The 21,136-nt window shown below is 63.7% G+C and carries 19 protein-coding genes; 11 read left to right on the forward strand and 8 right to left on the reverse strand.

Translation table 11 applies throughout. The features are described 5' to 3' along the window. Positions 1-143 precede the first annotated feature (143 nt). The gene (locus tag BG457_RS18060; protein ID WP_071799141.1) at positions 144-1,931 is read left to right on the forward strand and encodes an ABC transporter transmembrane domain-containing protein; all 1,788 of its coding nucleotides are present in this window, start codon (positions 144-146) and stop codon (positions 1,929-1,931) included. A gap of 41 nt (positions 1,932-1,972) precedes the next feature. Here BG457_RS18060 and BG457_RS18065 read toward each other — a convergent pair whose 3' ends face one another. Beyond that, complete coding sequence (locus tag BG457_RS18065) at positions 1,973-3,256, reverse strand: DUF3422 family protein (protein ID WP_071799305.1); 1,284 nt, start codon at positions 3,254-3,256, stop codon at positions 1,973-1,975. Positions 3,257-3,336: 80 nt separating this feature from the next. Here BG457_RS18065 and BG457_RS18070 point away from each other — a divergent pair, with 80 nt between their 5' ends. Further along, positions 3,337-3,576 carry a hypothetical protein gene (locus BG457_RS18070; protein ID WP_139257833.1) on the forward strand — a complete coding sequence of 80 codons (240 nt, stop codon included), beginning with the start codon at positions 3,337-3,339 and terminating at the stop codon, positions 3,574-3,576. A 207-nt stretch (positions 3,577-3,783) separates the two neighbouring features. On the opposite strand, the gene BG457_RS18075 is transcribed toward BG457_RS18070, so the two are convergent. Next, complete coding sequence (locus BG457_RS18075) at positions 3,784-4,674, reverse strand: LysR family transcriptional regulator ArgP (protein ID WP_071799145.1); 891 nt, start codon at positions 4,672-4,674, stop codon at positions 3,784-3,786. 91 nt (positions 4,675-4,765) lie between these two features. Here BG457_RS18075 and BG457_RS18080 point away from each other — a divergent pair, with 91 nt between their 5' ends. After that, entirely contained in the window at positions 4,766-5,377 is a 612-nt protein-coding gene (locus BG457_RS18080) for a LysE/ArgO family amino acid transporter (RefSeq protein WP_071799147.1), read from the forward strand. A 27-nt stretch (positions 5,378-5,404) separates the two neighbouring features. On the opposite strand, the gene BG457_RS18085 is transcribed toward BG457_RS18080, so the two are convergent. After that, complete coding sequence (locus BG457_RS18085) at positions 5,405-5,929, reverse strand: gamma carbonic anhydrase family protein (protein ID WP_071799149.1); 525 nt, start codon at positions 5,927-5,929, stop codon at positions 5,405-5,407. Next, positions 5,929-6,807 carry an NAD(P)-dependent oxidoreductase gene (locus BG457_RS18090; RefSeq protein ID WP_071799152.1) on the reverse strand — a complete coding sequence of 293 codons (879 nt, stop codon included), beginning with the start codon at positions 6,805-6,807 and terminating at the stop codon, positions 5,929-5,931. The genes BG457_RS18085 and BG457_RS18090 overlap by 1 nt, the downstream gene beginning before the upstream one ends. A 100-nt stretch (positions 6,808-6,907) precedes the next feature. On the opposite strand from BG457_RS18090, the gene BG457_RS18095 reads away from it, so the two are divergent. The 5 genes from BG457_RS18095 to BG457_RS18115 all read left to right on the forward strand — a co-directional run bounded on the left by BG457_RS18095 (position 6,908) and on the right by BG457_RS18115 (position 13,439). Continuing rightward, positions 6,908-9,370 (forward strand): penicillin acylase family protein, encoded by a 2,463-nt coding sequence (locus BG457_RS18095; protein WP_071799154.1) that lies wholly within the window; start codon positions 6,908-6,910, stop codon positions 9,368-9,370. Positions 9,371-9,519: 149 nt separating this feature from the next. After that, a complete protein-coding gene (locus BG457_RS18100) occupies positions 9,520-10,608 on the forward strand; it encodes an outer membrane protein transport protein (RefSeq protein WP_071799156.1) in 1,089 nt (362 codons plus the stop codon). 123 nt (positions 10,609-10,731) lie between these two features. Beyond that, positions 10,732-11,589: an ATPase gene (locus tag BG457_RS18105; RefSeq protein WP_071799158.1), complete on the forward strand. Its 858-nt coding sequence runs from the start codon at positions 10,732-10,734 to the stop codon at positions 11,587-11,589. A gap of 10 nt (positions 11,590-11,599) precedes the next feature. Next, on the forward strand, positions 11,600-12,517 hold the full coding sequence (gene metA, locus BG457_RS18110; RefSeq protein ID WP_071799160.1) for a homoserine O-acetyltransferase MetA: 918 nt from the start codon (positions 11,600-11,602) through the stop codon (positions 12,515-12,517). Next, positions 12,492-13,439 carry an alpha/beta fold hydrolase gene (locus tag BG457_RS18115; protein WP_175546831.1) on the forward strand — a complete coding sequence of 316 codons (948 nt, stop codon included), beginning with the start codon at positions 12,492-12,494 and terminating at the stop codon, positions 13,437-13,439. Before metA ends, BG457_RS18115 begins: the two co-directional genes overlap by 26 nt. A 48-nt stretch (positions 13,440-13,487) precedes the next feature. On the opposite strand, the gene BG457_RS18120 is transcribed toward BG457_RS18115, so the two are convergent. The 3 genes from BG457_RS18120 to BG457_RS18130 all read right to left on the reverse strand — a co-directional run bounded on the left by BG457_RS18120 (position 13,488) and on the right by BG457_RS18130 (position 16,789). After that, the gene (locus BG457_RS18120; protein ID WP_071799161.1) at positions 13,488-15,293 is read right to left on the reverse strand and encodes a M3 family oligoendopeptidase; all 1,806 of its coding nucleotides are present in this window, start codon (positions 15,291-15,293) and stop codon (positions 13,488-13,490) included. A gap of 99 nt (positions 15,294-15,392) precedes the next feature. Next, on the reverse strand, positions 15,393-15,683 hold the full coding sequence (locus BG457_RS18125; RefSeq protein WP_071799307.1) for a DUF4389 domain-containing protein: 291 nt from the start codon (positions 15,681-15,683) through the stop codon (positions 15,393-15,395). Positions 15,684-15,697: 14 nt separating this feature from the next. Then, positions 15,698-16,789, reverse strand: a complete 1,092-nt coding sequence (locus BG457_RS18130; RefSeq protein WP_071799162.1) for an anhydro-N-acetylmuramic acid kinase — start codon at positions 16,787-16,789, stop codon at positions 15,698-15,700. A 65-nt stretch (positions 16,790-16,854) separates the two neighbouring features. Between BG457_RS18130 and tyrS the strand changes: the two genes are divergently transcribed. After that, positions 16,855-18,105 carry a tyrosine--tRNA ligase gene (gene tyrS / locus BG457_RS18135; protein WP_071799163.1) on the forward strand — a complete coding sequence of 417 codons (1,251 nt, stop codon included), beginning with the start codon at positions 16,855-16,857 and terminating at the stop codon, positions 18,103-18,105. A gap of 81 nt (positions 18,106-18,186) precedes the next feature. Here the strand turns inward: tyrS and BG457_RS18140 are convergent, their stop codons facing one another. After that, complete coding sequence (locus tag BG457_RS18140; RefSeq protein ID WP_071799164.1) at positions 18,187-19,344, reverse strand: DUF418 domain-containing protein; 1,158 nt, start codon at positions 19,342-19,344, stop codon at positions 18,187-18,189. 424 nt (positions 19,345-19,768) lie between these two features. On the opposite strand from BG457_RS18140, the gene BG457_RS18145 reads away from it, so the two are divergent. Further along, the gene (locus BG457_RS18145) at positions 19,769-20,368 is read left to right on the forward strand and encodes a L,D-transpeptidase (protein WP_071799165.1); all 600 of its coding nucleotides are present in this window, start codon (positions 19,769-19,771) and stop codon (positions 20,366-20,368) included. A gap of 153 nt (positions 20,369-20,521) precedes the next feature. After that, positions 20,522-21,112 carry a L,D-transpeptidase gene (locus BG457_RS18150; protein WP_071799166.1) on the forward strand — a complete coding sequence of 197 codons (591 nt, stop codon included), beginning with the start codon at positions 20,522-20,524 and terminating at the stop codon, positions 21,110-21,112. The last annotated feature ends 24 nt before the right edge of the window (positions 21,113-21,136 follow it).

Below are 21,136 nucleotides of genomic sequence, written 5' to 3' on the forward strand. Positions count from 1 at the left end.
TATCGACTTTCCAAAAAAATAGCCTGCGCGCGCCTGTGACGGACTCGCACGCGCCTGCGGCAGATCTGCGCAGGCCGATGCAAGACTTGCCCCCCCGCACACACTGACCTAAACCGGGACAAGATCTGACAAGGCCTGACCCGATGACCGACACCAGTGCTGCGCTCGACTCCCGCGCGAAATCGAAGAACATGGGCGCGCTCAAGGGGCTGTGGCCGTTCATCCGCCCCTATCGCGGCTTGCTGGCCGTGGCCATGCTGGCGCTGATCTCGACGGCTGCGATCACACTTGCCCTGCCGCTTGCGGTGCGCCGGGTCGTGGACGGGTTCGAAGCGCGCGAGATGGTGCTGCTGAACCAGTATTTCGCGGGCGCCTTCGGCCTCGCGCTGCTGCTCGCGCTCGGCACGGGGCTGCGCTACTATTTCGTCACCCGTCTGGGCGAAAGGCTGGTGGCCGATATCCGCAAGGCGCTTTTCGCCCGCGTCATCGACCGTTCCCCGGCCTTCTATGAACGCATCATGACCGGCGAGGTGCTCTCGCGCCTGACCACCGACACCACGCTGATCCAGTCGGTGGTGGGCTCCTCGGTCTCCATCGCGCTGCGCAATGCGCTGACGCTTCTCGGCGGGCTGGTGCTTCTGGGGCTGACCTCGGCCAAGCTGATGGGCTTCGTTCTGCTGATGGTGCCCGCGATCATCGTGCCGATTGTGGTGATGGGGCGCAAGCTGCGCAGGCTCAGCCGCGAGAATCAGGACTGGATCGCAGCGTCCTCCGGCAATGCCTCCGAAGCCCTGAGCGCGGTGCAGACCGTGCAGGCCAATACTCATGAAGCCGCCAGCCGCGCCGCCTTTGACCGCGTGACCGAAACCAGCTTCGACGTCGCCCGCCGCCGCATCTTCACCCGCGCGTTGCTGACCGTGATCGTCATCTTCCTGGTTTTCGCGGGCATCCTCGGCACGCTCTGGGTGGGTGCGCGCGATGTGGCCTCGGGCGCGATGACACCGGGCGAACTCGCGCAATTCGTGATCTACGCGGTGATCGTCGCAGGCTCGGTCGGCGCGCTCTCCGAGATCTGGTCAGAATTGCAGCGCGCGGCAGGCGCGACCGAAAGGCTGGTCGAACTTCTGCAAGCCGTGGATTCAGTACAGGATCCCGAGACCCCGATGCTGCTGCCGCGCCCCACACGCGGCGCGGTCAGCTTCGAGAATGTGCAGTTCCACTACCCGACCCGGCCCGGCCAGCAGGCGCTGGAAAATGTCTCGCTTGATGTCGCACCGGGGGAAACCGTGGCGCTGGTCGGCCCCTCTGGCGCCGGCAAGACCACGATACTGCAACTGCTGATGCGCTTTTACGACCCGCTCCGCGGCCGGGTCTGCATCGACGGCGTGGATCTGCGCGAGATGACCCGCAGCGATTTCCGCAAGGCCATTGCGCTCGTGCCGCAGGATCCCGTGATCTTTGCCACCTCGGCGATGGAGAATATCCGTTTCGGCCGCCCCGGCGCCTCGGATAGCGAAGTGACCAAGGCCGCCCGTGCCGCCGATGCCGATACCTTCATCAGCAAATTGCCCGAAGGCTACGCGACCGAACTCGGCGAACGCGGCGTCATGCTCTCGGGCGGCCAGCGCCAGCGCATCGCGCTGGCCCGCGCGATCCTGCGCGATGCGCCGATCCTGCTGCTGGACGAAGCCACAAGCGCGCTGGACGCGGAATCTGAGGCCGCCGTGCAGCGCGCGGTCGATCACCTCTCGAAGGACCGCACAACCCTCGTGATCGCGCATCGGCTGGCCACGGTGAAACAGGCCGACCGGATTGTCGTCTTTGACGAGGGACGTATCATCGCCACCGGCACCCATGAGGAACTCGTGGCCGAAGGCGGGCTCTATGCGCGCCTCGCGCGGCTGCAATTCACCGCCGATCGCGCCGCCTGAGGCCGCCCGTAAGGTGCGTGGTTTCCACGCACCTTACCCGATCACTCGAAATGATGCCTGATCCGGCGCACCATCGCCCAGACCCCCAGCACCACCACTGGGGCCAATAGCGCCATCGCGACGGTCTTGGACATTCCCAGCGGCTCGACAAGCGGCATCGCGACATAGGCCACCAGATTGACCGCATAATAGCTGATCGCCACGACGGACAATCCCTCAACGGTATTCTGCAACCGCAATTGCAGATCCGCGCGCCGGTCCATGCTCTCCAGCAATCTCTGGTTCTGCGCCGAGCGCTCCACATCGACCCGCGTGCCCAGAAGCTGCCCCGCGCGCATCGCGCGTTCGGCCATCTTTGTCAGGCGCAATTCGGCGGATTTCACCGTCCGCATCGCCGGATCATAGCGCCGGGTCATGAATTCATGCAGCGATTGGCGATCCTCGAACCGCTCTTCGCGCAGCACCTCGATGCGCTGTTGCACCAGCGCCTCATAGGCCCCGGTCGCGCCAAAACGGAACGAGGATTCGACCATCATATTCTCCAGTTCCGAGGAAATCCCCAGAAGCGCGTCCAGCGTCTCATCCGAGCGCGAATCGGGCGCGGTCATCGCCCGCGTCAGCCGCGACAGCTCATCATCAAGCGCATTCATCTGCGCCGAGAGCGCCCGCGCGCGAAACAGCCCCAGCATCGAAATCGTGGTATAGGTCTCGATCTCGCACAGCCGCTGGATGATCCGCCCCACGCGCCGCCCGCCGACGCCCGGCTTGACGAAAACCGCCATGCGCACATGCCCTGCCCGGTCAATGCGGAAATCGCTCGCAATCACCGCGCTGCCATCCAGAACATAGGCCGCCGCCAGACTTTCGGGCACAAACCATTCCAGCAGCTTGTGGACCGCGACACTGGGGTTGGTCGGCATCTCCTCGATCTGAAAGATGATCGAGGTCAGCCGCTGGCCCTGCGATTGCGCCAGCCAGTTTTCGGGGAACACGTCAAACGCCACCGGATCGAAGGGCCGCGCCGCCTCGCCTTGCTCAAAGGCCGTATAGGTCACGAATTCGGTATGGCTCTCCCATTTCAGGTGATGCCGCCCCAGATCGGCCGAATGATGCGTGGCATCCGGGGCCGGATGCCCCGCCCCATGCCGGTCGAGCAGCGCCAGCAGATGCGCCCGGTCGTGCGTGCGGTCACGTTTCGCGGCCTCGCGCTCGGGCTTGAGCGCGATGAACACCGCCACCCCCGGCACGCTGACCTTGGCCGCAGGGCGCGCATGCAACTCATTCACCAGCGCATAGCGATTCGGATGGTCCTGAAGTGGCGGCATATGGCAATGGCCCTGAAAAGACGCAACAGCGCCCATGATATTCTGCATAGCGGCGAAAGAAAGCCCGCATCCGGCACACAATGGCACACTTGTATTTCTGCAACATCCCGCCCCGACGCGGCGAAGCACTGGCGCGTTGCCGCGTCTCGCTTGGGCTGTCGGGCGTGACTGACAGCGCGGCGTGTTTCACCTGCGCAGGCTGGATCGACCCGCCGCGCAGAAACTTATCTCAGGATCAGGCGCTTGCCGGGATCATGGAGGATGAGAGCCGCGACCCGGAACGGGAGGATCTCTTCGCAGATCGGAGGAAGGATGAATGAGGTCGCGCTGCATTGCGGCCCGGTCCCCCCGGTCGTGAATTCAGCCCGACGGGGCGCGGTTCAGGATCAGCAACAGACCCCGCCACCACCCAGCGCCAGAGTGCGGGCGGGCGCAACTGGGGGCGTCATCCGGGCGGTTCACCGACGCGGCAAGGTGAAACGCGCGCAAGCGCGCAGCGTGGTTTCTTCTGCCCCTGCGCCGGAAACTCACCCCACCAACACCCTCCGCGCATAGGCCCGCAGCGCAGCCGTCACCCCCTCCAGATGCCCCGCCGCGCGCCGGTTGATCTGCCAGTAAAGCGGGCGGTCCAGTTCCGTGCCGGGGAGCAGCTCCACCAGCCGCCCCGCCGCCAGATGCTCCGCAACCAGCAGCGCCGGGTTCATCCCCCAGCCCAGACCCGCCAGCGCCGCCGTCACGAACCCTTCGGTCGCGGGCAGCCAATGCGCAGGCCCGACCACCCCGTACCCGAACCGCGCGCGCAGCCAGTCCTGTTGCAACTGATCCTTCTGGTTGAAGGTCAGCACCGGCGCATGCGCCAGCGCGGTCTCGCTCACCCCATCCGCGAAATGCTGCGTCATGTAAGCCGGGCTGGCCGTGGCATGGTAGCGCATGCGCCCCAGCGCCACGCTCCTGCAGCCCGGCACCGGCTTTTCCAGCGCCGTCACCGCCGCCACCACGCGCCCTGCCTTCAGCCAGTCGGCGGTGTGGTCCTCGTCATCAATCGCGATATCCAGCAGCAGCCCGTCATCGCGGGCAAAATCGCAGATCGCGGGCAGAAACCATGTCGCCAGACTGTCGGCATTGACCGCAATGGACAGCGTGACGCGCCCGGCATCGCTCTTGCTGGCCGGAAACTGTGCCAGCAGATCGCGCTCGGCCAGCCCCACCAGTTCCATATGTCGACACAGCGCCGCCCCGGCTTCGGTGGCGCGGCAGGGCGTGGCGCGCTCAATCAGCACTGCGCCCAGACGCTCCTCCAGCCTCCGCACACGCTGCGAGATGGCCGAGGGCGTGACATGCAGCGCTTTCGCCGCCGCCTCGAAACTGCCGGTCTGCACCACCAGCGCCACAGCACGGGCGGCGGGATAATCGATCATGGATTAGCTGTCCTTAATCAAGCTTAGCAAATTGAATTTGTCTAACCTGGATGAACCCGCTACCGCAAGCCCGCAGCCTGACGGAGCACCCATGACAGATCTCGCAATTTTCCTCACCGGCCTTGGCATCGGCCTCAGCCTGATCCTCGCCATCGGCGCGCAGAACGCTTTCGTGCTGCGGCAGGGGCTGCGCGGCAGTCATGTCCTGCCGGTGGTGCTGACCTGCGCGCTCTCGGATGCGGTGCTGATCGTGATCGGCATCACCAGTTTCGCGCGCATTGCGGAAATCCTGCCATGGATCAGCCCGCTCATGCGCTTCGGCGGCGCGGCTTTCCTGATCTGGTACGGCACGCGCGCGGCCCGCGCAGCACTCACCTCGTCTGCCGCTCTACATGTCTCCACTGCCCCGCGCGAGCCCTTGCGCCCGGTCCTGCTGACCGCGCTGGCGCTGACATGGCTGAACCCGCATGTCTATCTTGATACGGTGGTGCTGCTGGGCACAATCTCGACGCAATATGCCCCGCAGCAGGCGGTTTTCGGCGCGGGCGCGGTCACAGGATCCTTCCTGTTTTTCTTTTCACTCGGCTATGGCGCCAGGCTGCTGCGCCCATTCTTCGCCCAGCCCCGCAACTGGCGCCTCCTTGAAGGCGGGATTGCGCTGGTGATGTGGGCGATTGCGCTGAAGCTGATCCTCATGGCCTGAGGCCCGCCCGCAGGGGCAGGCAGCCCTTCAGCAGGGTTTCAACCCCGCCTTGAAGCGCCGCATATTTCGCCGGTAGCCCGCAGCCGAATCCAGCAGTTTCGCCTGCGCCGCCGCATCAAGCTGGCGCACCACACGCCCCGGCGCCCCCATCACCAGCGAGCCATCGGGGATTTCCTTGCCCTCCGTCACCAGCGCCCCCGCGCCGATCAGACAGCCCCGCCCGATCTTCGCACCATTCAGCACCGTGGCCCCCATCCCGATCAGCGACCCCTCGCCAATGCTGCAGCCATGCAGCATCGCCTTATGCCCGATCGTGCAATGCGCGCCAATGGTCAGCGGATAGCCCATGTCGGTATGCAGCACGCAGTTTTCCTGAATATTCGTGCCTTCCCCGATCACCAACGGCTCATTATCGCCGCGCAGCACCGCCCCGAACCAGATCGAGACCCCTTCGCCAAGCACCACCGTGCCGATCACATGCGCGCCCGGCGCGACCCAGTAATCGCCATTCTCGGGCGGTACCGGGTTATGTCCATCCAGAGCATAGAGCATCACCCACCCCCCAGCTTGCGCAGCCGCTCAATCAGCGCCGAAGTATCCCAGCGCCCGCCGCCCATATTCTGCACATCCTTGTAGAACTGATCCACCAGCGCCGTCATCGGCAGCGGCGCGCGCAGTTCTTCTGCCGTGGCAAGGCAGATCCCCAGATCCTTGCGCATCCAGTCCACGGCGAATCCATGCTCGAAAGCCCCGTCCAGCATCGTCCCGTGCCGGTTCTGCATCTGCCACGACCCCGCCGCGCCCTGAGAGATCACCTCGACCACCGCGCGCCCGTCCATCCCGGCGCGCTCGCCGAAATGCAACGCCTCGGCCAGCCCCTGCAACAGGCCCGCGATGCAGATCTGGTTCATCATCTTGGCAATCTGGCCCGCGCCGCTCTCGCCCATGCGCTTGCAAACCCGCGCATAGGCGTCCAGCACCGGGGCCGCGCGGTCGAAATCGGCCGCGGCGCCCCCGCACATGATCGACAGCACCCCGTTTTCGGCCCCTGCCTGCCCGCCGGATACCGGCGCATCCACAAAGCCCACGCCCTGCGCCTGCGCCAGATCATGCAATTCCCGCGTCACCTGCGCCGACACCGTGGTGTGATCGACGAACAGCGCGCCCGCCGGCATGGCGGCGAATGCGCCCTCCTCGCCCAGACAGACCGCGCGCAGATCATCGTCATTGCCCACGCAGGCCATCACGAATTCGGCCCCCTCGGCAGCCTCGCGCGGTGTGGCCCCGAAGGCGCCGCCATTGGCCGCGGCCCAGGCTTCGGCCTTGGCCGTGGTGCGGTTATAGACCGTGACCTCATGGCCCGCGCGCAAAAGATGCGCCGCCATCGGCCCACCCATGACCCCCAACCCCAGAAACGCCAGTTTCGCCATTCCGTCCCCCCTCTCGAATTCTTGTGATTGCGCTTTGGGCGCTCAGGCAATACCTATCAGGGCCAGTCCGACCGTCAACTCAAAGACAGCAGCCCCGCCTATGTTCACCACCTTCCGCTGGCTTCTGAGGATCTTCGCAGGGCTCGCCCTGCTCGGCGCTCTGGTCGCGACCGGGCTCTATTTCTTCCTCGCGCGCTCGCTGCCCGACTATAGTGAGACCTTCCGGTTCAACGGGCTCTCGGGCGAGGTCGAGATCGTGCGCAACACCCATAACGTGCCGCATATCTTCGGTGAGAGTGACCCGGATGTGTTCTTCGGTCTGGGTTTCGCCCATGCGCAGGACCGGCTCTGGCAGATGCAGATGCTGCGCCGCACCGCGCAGGGGCGGCTGTCGGAAATGTTCGGCAGGCGCACCGTGCGGGTGGATGAGCTGATGCGCAGGCTCGATATCTACACCCTCGCGCGCGCCTCTTTCGCCGCGCAGGATCCCGAGACACAGGCCGCCCTCACCGCCTATGCCGAAGGGGTCAACGCCTGGCTGCGCACCACCAATGAGCGCGCGCGCGGTCGCGGGGCGCCGGAATTCTTCGTCTTCACCGCAGAAATGCCGCTCTGGCAGCCCGCAGATTCGCTGGCGATCCTGAAACTGATGGCGGTGCAACTCAACAGCCAGATCGCGCGCGAAGTCCAGCGCGCCCGCGTCTCGCTCCTGGTGCCGCCCGAGCGTCTGCGCGACCTCATGCCCGATGCGCCCGGCTCTGGTGTTGCCGCCCTGCCGGATTACGCAAGCCTCTTTCCCGATGTGGTGCCCAGCAGCGAAATCACGCTCGCGCAGGATCCGCTCAGCCCGATCCGCCCGGCCACATTGGCCGCAGCCTCGAACAGTTTTGCGGCGACGGCAGCGCGCGCGGCCAGTGACGGGGCGATTCTGGCCAATGACCCGCATCTGGAACTGACCGCGCCCTCGGTCATGTATCTGGCGCGGCTCGAACTCGCGACCGGGGGCGTGATCGGGGCCACCATCCCGGGCCTGCCGGTCATCCTGTCCGGGCGCTCCGAGGCAATGGGCTGGGGGATCACCTCCAGCTATATGGATGACAGTGATGTGTTTCTGGAAGAGCTGAACCCGGAAAACCCGGCGCAATACCGCACGCCCGACGGCTGGGCCGAATTCGAAACCCGCGGCTCGATCATCCGCATCAAGGATGAAGACCCGGTAACGCTGACGCTCCGCTGGTCCGAGAACGGGCCGGTCCTGTCCGGCGCGCTCTATGATCTGGGCACGATCACCCCGCCGGGCCATGTCGCGACCATCGGCTGGACGGCGCTCACCCCTGACGACACCACGATGACCGCCGCCATGCGCCTGATGCGCGCGCAGGATATCGACGGCGCTCTTGACGCAGGCGAGCTGTATATCGCGCCCTCGCAAGTGCTGATGCTGGCCGCGCATGACCGGATCGCGATGCAGCTTCTGGGGCGCATGCCGCGCCGCGATGCGGGCCACGAGACACAAGGCCGCATGCCCGCAGCGGGCTGGAAGCCGGAAAACCGCTGGCTTGGCACGCTGCCCTATTCCGCAAATCCGCGCTTTCTCGACCCGGAATCGGGTATCCTCGGCAATACCAATAACAAGATCCTTGACCGCCCCTTCCCGCTGCATGTCAGCCATGACTGGGGCGATACGCAGCGCATTGAACGTTTCCAGCACCTGATGCGTCAGCGCAATGTTCATACCCGCGACAGTTTCATCGAGGCACAGCTTGATACGGTCAGCCCCGCCGCGCGGCTGCTGCTGCCACTGGTCGCCGCCGATCTGTGGTTCTCGGGCGAGGCCGCGCCCGCAGGCACCCGCGCCCATCTGCGCCAGCGCGCGCTGCGGCTTCTCGCCGACTGGAATGGCGAGATGAACGAGCATCTGCCCGAACCCCTGATCTATGCCGCTTGGATGCGCGAATTGCAGTTCCGGCTGATCCGCGACGAATTGGGACCGCTGGCCGAGACTTTCCTGCATGTGGATCCGATCTTCATCGAGCGGGTCTTTCGCGACACGGATGGCGCAGGGGAATGGTGCAATATCGTGCAATCCTCAGTGCGCGAGACCTGCACCGAAATCGCCATTTCCGCGCTGGACGAGGCGCTCCTGCGCCTTACCGAGCGCTATGGCGAGAATGTCGAAAGCTGGCGCTGGGGCGATGCGCATATGGCCACGCATCGCCATTCCGTGCTGGGCGAGATCGCGCTGGTGCGCCATTTCGTCAATATCCGCCAATCGACCTCGGGCGGGGATCATACGCTCAATCGCGGGGCCACCTCGGGGCGCGGCCCGGACCCCTTTGCCAATGTTCATGGCGCGGTCTATCGCGGCGTCTATGACTTTGCCGATCCCGAAAGCTCGGTCTTTATCCTCTCCACCGGCCAGTCCGGCCATCCGCTCTCGCGCCATTATGATGATCTGGGCGATCTGTGGCGGCGGGGCGAGTATATCCCGATGACGCTGGACCCGGATCTTGCACGCGGTGGTTCAGTGGGCATTACCCGGCTTCTCCCCAGAGGCGAATAGCCTCTTGCGTTGCAAAGCTGTCACATGCGGCCCTACTCATGCTGCGCTTCCCCTAGGTAACATGTGACAAAACCGCCCAAACCGCGCAAAGCTTGAGCAATACATGGTCGCGGCCAGACCATTCCTGCGGAAAGAAGGAGGAGATTTCCGTGCGTAGAACTCTTGCAACCGGGCTTGTCGCCCTTGCCGCCAGCCCCGCTTTCGCCGGTGGTATCGAGCGCAACCCGCAGTCCATGGCAATCCTGTTCCAGCAGGGGAATTATGTGGAACTTGGCGTTGCACATGCGCGTCCCAAGGTCAGCGGCACCACCGGTCCGGCTTTCGGTTCGGCGCCGACCGGCAATATCACGCGCCGCTTCACGACAGGTTCATTGAGCTTCAAGGGCGATTTCAACGAACAACTCTCCTACGCGCTGATCCTTGACCAACCCTTCGGCGCGGATACGCTTTATCCGACAGGCTCGCCGCTGGCAGGCTCGACCGGCCAGGTTGAGAACACCATGCTGACCGGTGTGATGCGCTACAAGTTTGATGGTGGCTTCAGTGCCCATGCCGGTCTGCGTTCTTCCTGGACCAGTGGCTCGGTCAGCCTGCCTTTCGCGGGTGGCTATACGATGTCCACCGACCGCGATCAGGCTTGGGGCTACCTGCTGGGTGTCGCCTACGAGATGCCTGAAATCGCGCTGCGTGTCGCCTTGACCTACAACTCCAGGATCAAGCACAGCTTCAGCGCGACAGAGACCATTCCCGCGCACCCGCTTTCGCCTTTCAGCACCAGCTTCGACACCAATCTGCCGGCATCGGTCAATCTGGAATTCCAGACCGGTGTCGCCGAAGATACGCTGGTTTTCGGCTCGGTCCGTTGGGTGAACTGGAAAGACTTCATGATCCAGCCGACAATGTACAATGCAGCGATCAGCACCACGCCTTTGGTCGACTACGACCGGAACTCCATCACCTATACGCTGGGCGTTGGTCGTCGTTTCAACGAAAACTGGTCCGGCTCGGTTTCTCTGGCACATGATACGGGCAATGGTCGCGAAACCGGCAATCTGGGCCCCATCGGCAAGCGCAACACGCTGGGTCTGGGCATCTCCTACACCAAGGATGCCATGACCATCAGCGCAGGTGTGCAATACGCACGCCTTGGTGGCGTCACCACCCGTCCGCCGGTGAACAGCCAATTCGGCAAGAACTCCGCCATCGGTGCGGGCGTCCGCATCGGCTATCGCTTTTAGTAAACGGTGATTTGAGTTAACTCAGCCCCGCCAGTTCCGCACTGGCGGGCTTTTTCATGCGCCATTGACCATCCCGCGCCCACTGGCTAGGCAAAGGCACCTGCCCGCCCGGAGAACGCGCCCATGCTCTACCCGACCGCCACAAACTGGCTGAACGCCCCGCGCAAACAGGTCATGCTGTTTGGCATGTCGGGGCTGGGCAAGACCTATCTCGCGAATCTCCTGCGCGAGGGCGGCGGCTGGTTTCATTACTCGATCGATTACCGCATCGGCACGCGCTATATGGGCGAATATATCGCCGATAATTTCAAGCGCGAGGCGATGAAAGTGCCGCTCCTGCGCGAACTTCTGCTGACAGATTCGGTCTATATCAGCTCGAATATCACCTTCGACAATCTCGCCCCCCTCTCGACCTATCTGGGCAAACCCGGCGATCCGGCCAAAGGGGGGCTGCCCTTCGACGAGTACATGACCCGGCAGGACCAGCACCGCGCCGCTGAAATCGCGGCGCTTGCGGACACGCCGCATTTCATCGCGCGCGCCAAAGCGCTTTATGGCTACCCGCATTTCATCTGCGACACCGGCGGGTCGATCTGCGAGGTGATCAACCCCTATGACCCCGATGACGCGCTGATGAGCGCGCTCAGACCCCATGTCCTGCCGGTCTGGATCAAGGGCTCTGACGCGCATACCGCCGAGTTGATCCGCCGCTTCGACCGCGCGCCCAAGCCCATGTATTACCAGCCCGAATTTCTGCATGCCGCCTGGGCCGATTATCAGCGCGAAACCGGCCATGCCCCGGAAAAGATCGATCCCGACGCTTTCGTGCGCTGGACCTATGCCCGCGCACTGGCCCATCGCGCGCCCCGCTACGCGGCCATGGCGCAGAACTGGGGGATCACTCTTAGCGCCGAAGAGGTCACGCGCATCCGCACCCCTGGCGATTTTGACACATTGATCGCCGCCAAGCTGCCAGACTGAGGACGACCCCATGCCGATCAAACTGCCCGAGACCCTGCCTGCCTTCGACGTGCTCACCCGCGAAGGCGTGATGGTCATGTCCGAGGCCCAGGCCGCAAGGCAGGATATCCGCCCGCTGCGCATCGGGCTTCTGAACCTGATGCCGAAGAAGATCCAGACCGAGACGCAATTCGCCCGGCTGATCGGCGCGACGCCCTTGCAGATCGAGCTATCGCTGATCCGCATGTCCGAGCATGAGACCAAGAACACCGCCGCCGAGCATATGGCCGAATTTTACCGCCCCTTTCAGGAGGTGAAATCCGAGCGCTTCGACGGGCTGATCATCACCGGTGCCCCCATCGAACACCTGCCCTATGAAGATGTCACCTATTGGGACGAACTGACCGAAGTCTTTGACTGGACCCAGACCCATGTCCACCAGACTTTCGGGGTCTGCTGGGGCGGCATGGCGATGCTCGCGCATTTCTACGGCCTGCCCAAGCATATGCTCGACGCCAAAGCCTTCGGCTGTTTCCGCCACCGCAACCTTGTCCCGGCCTCGCCCTATTTGCGCGGCTTCTCGGATGATGTGCTGATCCCGGTCAGCCGCTGGACCGAGCTGCGCCAGCAAGAGGTGGATGCCATCCCCGCCCTGACAACGCTGATCGCCTCGGATCAGGTCGGCCCCTGCCTGATCGAGGATCCGGCGCATCGCGCGCTGATGATCCTCAATCACTTTGAATATGACAGCACCACGCTCAAGGAAGAATATGACCGCGACGTGGATGCGGGCAAACCCATCAATGTGCCGTCCAACTATTACCCCGATGATAATCCCGCGAGACCCCCGCTGAACCGCTGGCGAAGCCACGCGCATCTTCTATATGGCAACTGGATCAACCAGATTTATCAGACCACGCCCTATGACCTTGCGCAGATTGGCCAGTAGAATAGCCGGGCTTGCCCTGATCACCGCGATTCTCGTGGTCTGCGCGATGAGCCGGGAGATGCCGATGGCGCGCGCCGAAACCCTGCCCGAAGGCGCCTTCATCGACTTGGCCGGGGGGCGTATTCACGCGATCATTCGTGGGCAAGGGCCGGATCTGGTCATGATCCACGGCGCGAATGGCAATGCGCGTGATTTCAGCTTCAGCTTGATCGGGCATATGGCGAATGAGTTCCGCGTCATCGCCTTCGACCGCCCCGGTTTCGGCTTTTCCGATGATTTCGGCGGCGTGGAAAGCCCGATCCATCAGGCTGACATCCTGCGCGCGGCGGCGCGCGCGCTGGATGTGGAAACCCCGATCGTGCTGGGCCATTCCTATGGCGGTACGGTGGCGCTGGCCTGGGCGCTGCGCGCGGCTGACGATGTGGCGGGGCTGACGCTTCTTGCGCCTGTCACCCATCCCTGGCCCGGTGATCTGGGGCTCTGGTATCGCCTCACCGCCTCGCCGCTCGGGCGCTATCTGATCCTGCCCACCATCGCAGCGCTTGCGCCGCGCCGCGCGGTCGAGAATGCGCTGGCAGGCGTCTTCAGCCCCGATCCGGTGCCCGAGGGCTATCTCGATCATCTGGGCTTCAGACAGACCATGCGGCGCGACCAGCTTGCGCTGAACGCGCAGCAGGTCAACAGCCTGATCGGCTATGTCGAAGCGATGTATCCGGGCTATCCGGCGCTGACCATGCCCATAGAGATCGTGCATGGTACCGCCGATGAGACTGTCGGCATCGACATCCATGCCGAACGCATGCTGCGCGAGGTCGAAAGCGTCAATCTGACACGGCTGGATAATGGCGGCCATATGCCCCATCACGCGCAGCCCGAGGCCGTGGCCGAGGCCATCCGCCGGACATATCAGCGCGCGCAGTAAGCGTGGTTGACGTAGGGTGCGTGCTCAGCACGCACCCTACCAGCCGCCTCACCCCATCGCTTCCAATTCATCGATGAACCCTTCGATCATCGCCAGGCCCTTGTCCCAAAACGCCGGGTCGGACGCATCCAGCCCGAAGGGCGCCAGCAACTCCTTATGGTGCTTGGACCCGCCCGCTTTCAGCATCTCGAAATACTTGTCCTGAAACCCCTCGGGCGCAGCCTCATAGGCGGCATAAAGCGCATTCACCAGCCCGTCCCCGAAGGCATAGGCATAGACATAGAACGGCGAATGCACGAAATGCGGGATATAGGACCAGAAACTCTCATAGCCTTCCATGAAATTGAAGACCGGCCCCAGACTTTGCGCCTGCACCGACATCCAGAGCGCATTGATATCCTCGGGCGTCAATTCGCCTTCGCGCCGCGCCGCATGCAGCTTGCATTCGAAATCGTAAAACGCGATCTGCCGCACAACCGTGTTGATCATATCCTCGACCTTGCCCGCGAGCAGCACCTTGCGCTCTTCGCTCGTTTTCGCCTTCTCCAGCATCCGCCGGAAAGTCAGCATCTCACCAAAGACCGAGGCCGTTTCCGCCAGCGTCAGCGGGGTCGAGGACAGAAGCTCCCCCTGACCCGCCGCCAGCCGCTGATGCACCCCATGCCCCAATTCATGCGCCAGGGTCATCACATCGCGCGGCTTGCCCAGATAGTTCAGCATCACAAACGGATGCGCATCCGTGACCGTCGGATGCGCGAAGGCCCCCGGTGCCTTGCCCGGCTTCACCGCCGCATCGGTCCAGCCCTGGCTGAAAAACGGCTCGGCCAGTTCCGCCAGTTGCGGCGAGAAGCCTGCATAGGCGTCAAGCACCGTCTCGCGCGCCTCATCCCAGCCGATCTTGCGCGGCGCTTCCAGCGGCAGCGGCGCATTGCGGTCCCAGACTTCCAGTGTCTCCAGCCCCAGCCATTTCGCTTTCAGCGCGTAATAGCGGTGGCTCAGACGCGGATAGGCCGCAACGACCGCATTGCGCAGCGCCTCGACCACTTCCGGCTCGACATGGTTCGACAGATGCCGCCCTGTCTGCGGCGTGGGCATCTTGCGCCAGCGATCCTCGACCTCTTTCTCTTTCGCCAGCGTGTTATGAACCCGCGCAAACAGCTTGATATTCTTGCTGAAAACTTCCGCCAAGGCCCGCGCGCCCGCCTCACGCTTCGCCCGCTCCGTATCGGTCAACAGGTTCAGCGTGGCTTCCAGCCCCAGCGGCTCTTCCTCGCCCTCGACCTCGAATTCCAGCCCGGCCATGGTCTCGTCAAACAGCCGGTTCCATGCAGAAGCGCCGACAACCGACTGATCATGCAGGAATTTCTCCAGCTCATCCGAGAGCTGATAGGGCCGCATCGCGCGCATCCGCTCGAAAACGGGCCGGTAGCGCGCCAGATCGTCATTGGCGGCCAGAAGTGCCGCAAAAGCCGCATCCTCGATCCGGTTCATCTCCAGCGAGAAGAACACCAGGGGCGTTGTGGCATTGGTCACGCGGTCCTGCGCATCGGCCATGAATTTCGCGCGCGAAGGGTCAATCGTGTTCTGATAATAGCGCAGCCCCGCATAGGACATCAGCCGCCCCGCCACCATGTCAATCTTCTCATAGCGGCGCACACATTCGAGCATCGCGCTTGCGTCAAGCTGCGCAAGCTTCCCCTCGTAAGTATTTGCGAAATCAGCGCATTCCTGCGCCAGCCAGTCAAAATCGCGGGTCAGTTCGGGCGCATCCGGCCCGGAATAGAGCGCCGAGAAATCCCATTCGGGAAGATCGCCAAATTCGGTCTGCGTCACATTGCGGTCGTCAAGGGCCATGAAAATCTCCTGTCTGTTGCCCCAGACTTAGGCCGCGCGCGCGGCCCCCGCAAGCGTTCAGAGCCTGATTAAGGCCCCGGTGCGGCATTGCTTCGCCCGTCAGTCCATATCCTTGAAGGGCCAGGGCTTCGCATCCGTGGCAATCGACATATAGCGCGCGGCCTTGGCGACCCAGGCCCCCACCATGCAGCCGAAATCGGCCAGCCGTTCATTCGGCTGGCGCTGGTCGATCAGGATGATGATGAACTGGATCACCGCGATCAGGAACAGGATCGATTGCGCGACCGAAATCATCGCCGCGATGATCAGCATGAACACGAGCCGCTTCCAGAGCGGTTCCTCGGATTTGTCCAGCGGCGCGGTCGGGCGGTCGTCGTCGATATCCTGCATCTTTGTCTCCAAGCTTACGGCGCGCTGATCTGCCCGCCCCCAACGGCTGCGGCCACACCCGTTGTCGTGGGGCAAGAGGTCGGCAGCCCCCGCGCGACGCGCATCGCCAGATAGGCGAAAGCCTGCGCTTCGATCATGTCGCCGTCAAGCCCTGCCGCCTCGACCGGGGCAAGCTCACCCGGCAGATGCGCGCGCAGCCGCGCCATCAGATCCGCATTATGCCGCCCGCCGCCGCAAACCAGCACCTGCGCGGGCACTTCCGGCAGATGGTCGAAACCCGAGGCGACCGACGCCGCCACGCATTCCGAAAGCGTCGCCAATGCATCCGCATCCCCCAGATGCGCCACCCGCGCGCCCAAGCCCGGAAAATCGCGGTCCAGCGATTTGGGCGGCACGCGCAGGAAATAGCCCTCGCGCAGGAAATCCCGCACCACCGCCATATCGGGCCTGCCCCGCGCCGCCAGCGCGCCGCCCTCATCCCGCGCGCGCCCCAGCCGCGCATGGCACAGATCATCCATCGGCGCATTGGCCGGGCCCGTGTCAAACGCCAGCAATGCGCCGGGTGCCTCGGGCCGGTCACAACGCGGATCCACCCAGGTCAGATTGCCCACACCGCCAAGGTTCAGAAACACCATTGGCGCCTCGGCCCCGATATGGCGTGCAAGCGCGAAATGATAGAACGGGGCCAGCGGCGCACCCTGCCCGCCCAGTTTCACATCCGACGAGCGGAAATCCCAGACCACCGGCACGCCCGAGACCAGCGCCAGCACATCGCCCGATCCGGCCTGATGCGTGCCCCGCCCGCGCGGCTCATGCGCCAGCGTCTGGCCATGAAAGCCGATCAGATCCACGCCTTCGAACCGCGCGACAATCTCGGCATGGGCAGTTTCGACGATCTCGGCGGCCTCTTCCACGCCCGGCTCCCCCGGCCAGCGCCCCATGGCGGCGCGCAGCACCGCGCGCTCGGCCTCCGAGAATGGCCGGAAGGCGCTTGGCCCGAAGGCCCGCACGCTCTCGCCATCAGTCTCCAGCACTGCCGCATCCACCCCGTCAAACGAGGTGCCCGACATCAGCCCCAGCACGCGCTTGAACTCACTTTTCAACATGGGGTTTTCCTTGGACCATGGCACGGCTATAGATCGCCCCATTCTGTCAGCCGGGACAAGCGAAAATGACCTACACCCCCAAATCGGATTTCATCCGCATCATGGCCGAGCGCGGCTTCCTCGCCGATTGCACCGATCTGCAAGGTCTGGACGAGGCATTGATCAAAGGGGTTGTGCCCGCCTATATCGGCTATGACGCCACCGCAAAATCGCTGCATGTCGGCCATTTGCTGAATATCATGGTGCTGCGCTGGTTTCAGAAAACCGGCCACAAGCCGATCACACTGATGGGCGGCGGCACGACCAAGGTGGGCGACCCTTCCTTCCGCTCAGAGGAACGCCCTCTGCTGGATGCCGCCGCGATTGACAGCAATATCAACGGCATGCAGCAGGTTTTCGCGAAATACCTTGCTTACGGTGACGGGCCGAATGACGCGATCATGCTCAACAATGCCGAATGGCTGGACGGGCTGAACTATCTCGATTTCCTGCGCGATGTGGGGCGACATTTCTCGGTCAACCGGATGCTGTCCTTCGAGTCGGTGAAATCGCGGCTGGATCGCGAACAATCGCTCAGCTTTCTTGAGTTCAACTACATGATCCTGCAAGCCTATGATTTCGTGGAAATCTACCGCCGCCATGGCTGCCTGTTGCAGATGGGCGGGTCGGATCAATGGGGCAATATCGTCAACGGCATCGATCTGGCCCGCCGGATCGCCGATGCCGAGATCTTTGGCCTGACCACACCGCTGCTGACCACCTCGGACGGGCGCAAGATGGGCAAGAGCCAAGGGGGTGCTGTCTGGCTCAATGCCGATATGCTCTCGCCCTATGAATTCTGGCAATTCTGGCGCAACACCACGGACGCGGATGTGGGCCGCTTCCTCAAGCTCTACACCGAATTGCCGGTCGAGGACTGCGACCGCCTTGGCGCGCTGGAAGGGGCCGAGATCAACGCGGCCAAGATCATCCTCGCCAATGAGGTCACGACGCTCTGTCACGGGTTTGAGGCCGCACAGGCCGCCGAGGCCACCGCGCGCGAGGTCTTCGAGAAAGGCGGCACCGGTGAGGAACTGCCGACCCTGACGCTCAGCGCCTCGGAACTGACTGACGGCATCTCCATCTCGCAGCTTTTCGTGCGTGCGGGGCTGGCGAAATCCGGCAAGGATGCCAAGCGCCTGATCGCCGAAGGCGGCGCGCGGGCCAATGACATCCCGGTCACGGATGCGGGCCAGATGATCCAGGCGGACGACCTGAGCGCACCGCTGAAACTGACCGCAGGCAAGAAACGTCACGTGCTGGTGACACGCGACTGACCCCATATCGCGCCGGAATAGCTGCAAGCGTTTTCCGGCGCGACATTCCGACAGAGGCAAAGTCTCAAGGACGGCACCGCCTCAGCGCGCGATCCCGCGCGCGGCATAGGCCATGGGGTGAAGGTTGGTCAGATAGCGCCAGAGCCACTCCCAGGGCCCGATCGAGAAGAGGCGCAGCCATATCCGGGCAAAGAGGATCAGCACGAGATAAATCGCCGCCGCAATGCCCAGCACAGCCAGCGTGCCCACCTGCCCGATCAGGCCCAGCCCCCAGCCATAGAACAGCATCTGCCCGCAGATCGCCGTCATCAGATATCCGGTCAGCGTCATCCGTCCCAGCGGCGCCAGAAACCGGCGCAGCCAGCCCGCCTGCGGGCTCGCCAGAGCCCCAGCGATCAGCATCAGATAGCCCAGTGCCATGACCGGGCTTTCCAGATTGAGCATGACCCAGACACCGGCGGGTTCCACAAGGTAGCGCGCGGCAAGGGCCATCACCAGCCCCGCCAGCATGGCGGCCAGCCCCAGCCGCAGCAACCGCTCCCGATCACTGCTCAAGGCCATCAGCACCCCGCTTCTGCCCGCCGCAAGCCCCAGAAGGAACAGCCCCGCAAGCTGGAAGAAGCGCAGCACCAGCGTGCCATCCGCCCCTTCCGAGGCATTGACCAGCATATGCCAGTTCTGCCGTATCATATCCGCAAACTGCGGCGAGGCGTAGGCTTCAAGGCTTTCAACATGGCCCATCGGCACTGGCGCAGGTATGCCATAGCCGCCAGATGCCACGACCACCGGCCCGACCAGCAAGAGCGCAATCGCGAGCCCGGCAATCCCGGAGTTCGGCAGCCGGGCGGCAAGCGGCAGGATCAGCCCCAAGAGCGCATAGCTCATCAGGATATCCGCCCAGAACAGGAACAGCGCATTAAAGAGCCCGATCAGAAACAACACCAGCAGACGCCGCAAGAACCGCGTCGCGGCATCCTGCGCGGACAGGGCCTTGCGCAGGATCAGGCTGAAACTGAACCCGAACATGAAAGAGAAGGCAGAGAGCGCCTTGTCATCGACAAAGATGCGCAGCAGCGCCCAGAGTAGCTGATCCGCCACGCCCAGCATCTCGGCGCGCATCTCCGGGGTCAGATAGGCAAGGCCCGAAAATGTCATCAGGTTCATGACAATCACACCGGCCAGCGCGATGGCCCGCAACGAATCGATCAGAGTATCACGGCAATATGCGTCATTGTTCATCGGCTGGCCTCCCCGAGGGTGCTGCGCCCGCATGGCATCGGCTGTCATCGACAGGCTCTGGTCCATATGCGGTGACCTGATCCCGTCTGATGCTGGGTCGGCCCTGCTGTCCCGGTGCAAATTCCCCTGATATTATATCGGCCGCCCGCGCTCTGCTTCCAGTGACGGCGCTGAAGATGGGCGGGATCATGCCACCCCGCCATGCGCGGCAGCGGGATGGAGCGGCGCGCAAACCCGCCGCGATGCCTCATGCCAGGCGACGCAAAAGCTCCGCCCCGACGCCCGCCCTGTTCAGCATCCGGTCCCGCCCGGAAGTCCTGTCAGACCGAGGTCAGCGCAGTTCACCCCACGACCTCGTGAGTTGCATTCCCGGTCGCGACCGTATCTGTCAGGCCCGAACAGAGATACGCAGGATTTTTGCCCCATGACCCAGTTTTCACCGACGCGCCGCAAACTGCTCTCCTCCGGCCTTCTGACGCTGGGCGCGCTTGCCATGCCCTCCATCCTGCGCGCGCAGGATCTGCCGGATTACGAGCCCGACAGCCCCGCAACCACTGTGCGCCGCAATGTCATGGGCTTTGTCAGCCAGCGCTGGCAGGACCATTTCACCCATCTGCGCAAAGGCGCGATCCTGTGCGACACCCAGTCGCGTGCCGTGCATTTCTGGTCCGAGGATGAGGAAACCTATCTCTCCTATCCCAGTTCGGTGCCGATGACCGAGGAATTCACCCGCCGCGGCATGACCGAAGTGACGCTGAAACGCCATATGCCCATATGGATCCCCACCCCCAGCATGCGCGAGCGCGATCCCTCGCTGCCCGAGCGCGTCGAAGGGGGCGACCCCAAGAACCCGATGGGCACGCGCGCGATGAATCTCGGCTGGCAATATTACCGCGTCCACGGCATCGACAATCCGGCCAAGGTCGGGCGGCGGGCGTCAAACGGCTGTTTCGGGCTGATCAATGCCCATGTCGAGGAGCTTTACGAGCTTGTGCAGATCGGCACGCAGGTCCGTGTGATCTGAGGCGACGAAAGCGTTGGCACCCTGCAACACTCCGCCGGACACATGTAGTCCTGCGGCAACAGTCGCTGTGCTGCACGCGCTCGTGACTTGATTTCATTATGGTTCGGGACACATAGCACAATCATGAAGATTGACTTGCCGGAGCTGTAAGCAATGACGACAACACCGCTGTCCCGCCGCGCCCTTCTCGGAACCGGGGCCATGGCGCTGGGAACGCTGGCCATGCCGGCTGTCCTGCGTGCGCAATCCATGCCCGATTACGAGCGCGAAAGCACTGTGCGCCGCAATATCATGGGCTTCCGCAACCATACCTGGCGCGACCATTTCTCCAACCTGCGCAATGGCGCGATTCTCTGCGACACCTATTCACGCGCCCTGCATTACTGGTCCGAGGATGAGAGAACCTATCTTGCCCATCCCTGTTCGGTGCCGATGACCGAGGAATTCACCCGCCGCGGCCTGACCGAGATCGTCCTGCTGCGCTATGAACCGACCTGGATTCCGACCCCCAACATGCGCCAGCGCGATCCCTCGCTGCCCGAGCGCGTCGAAGGCGGCGATCCGACCAACCCGCTGGGCACCCGCGCGATGAACCTCGGCTGGCAATATTACCGTATCCACGGCATCGACAACCCGGCCAAGATCGGCCGCCGGGCCTCGAACGGCTGTTTCGGCCTGCTGAACCCGCATGTCGAGCGGCTTTATGAAATGGTCAAGGTCGGCACACAGGTCCGCGTGATCTGACCGCTCTGCCAGAGGGACAAAAAG

Origin of the sequence: Natronohydrobacter thiooxidans (genome assembly GCF_001884735.1) — a bacterium.
Classification (GTDB): Bacteria; Pseudomonadota; Alphaproteobacteria; order Rhodobacterales; family Rhodobacteraceae; genus Roseinatronobacter; species Roseinatronobacter thiooxidans_A.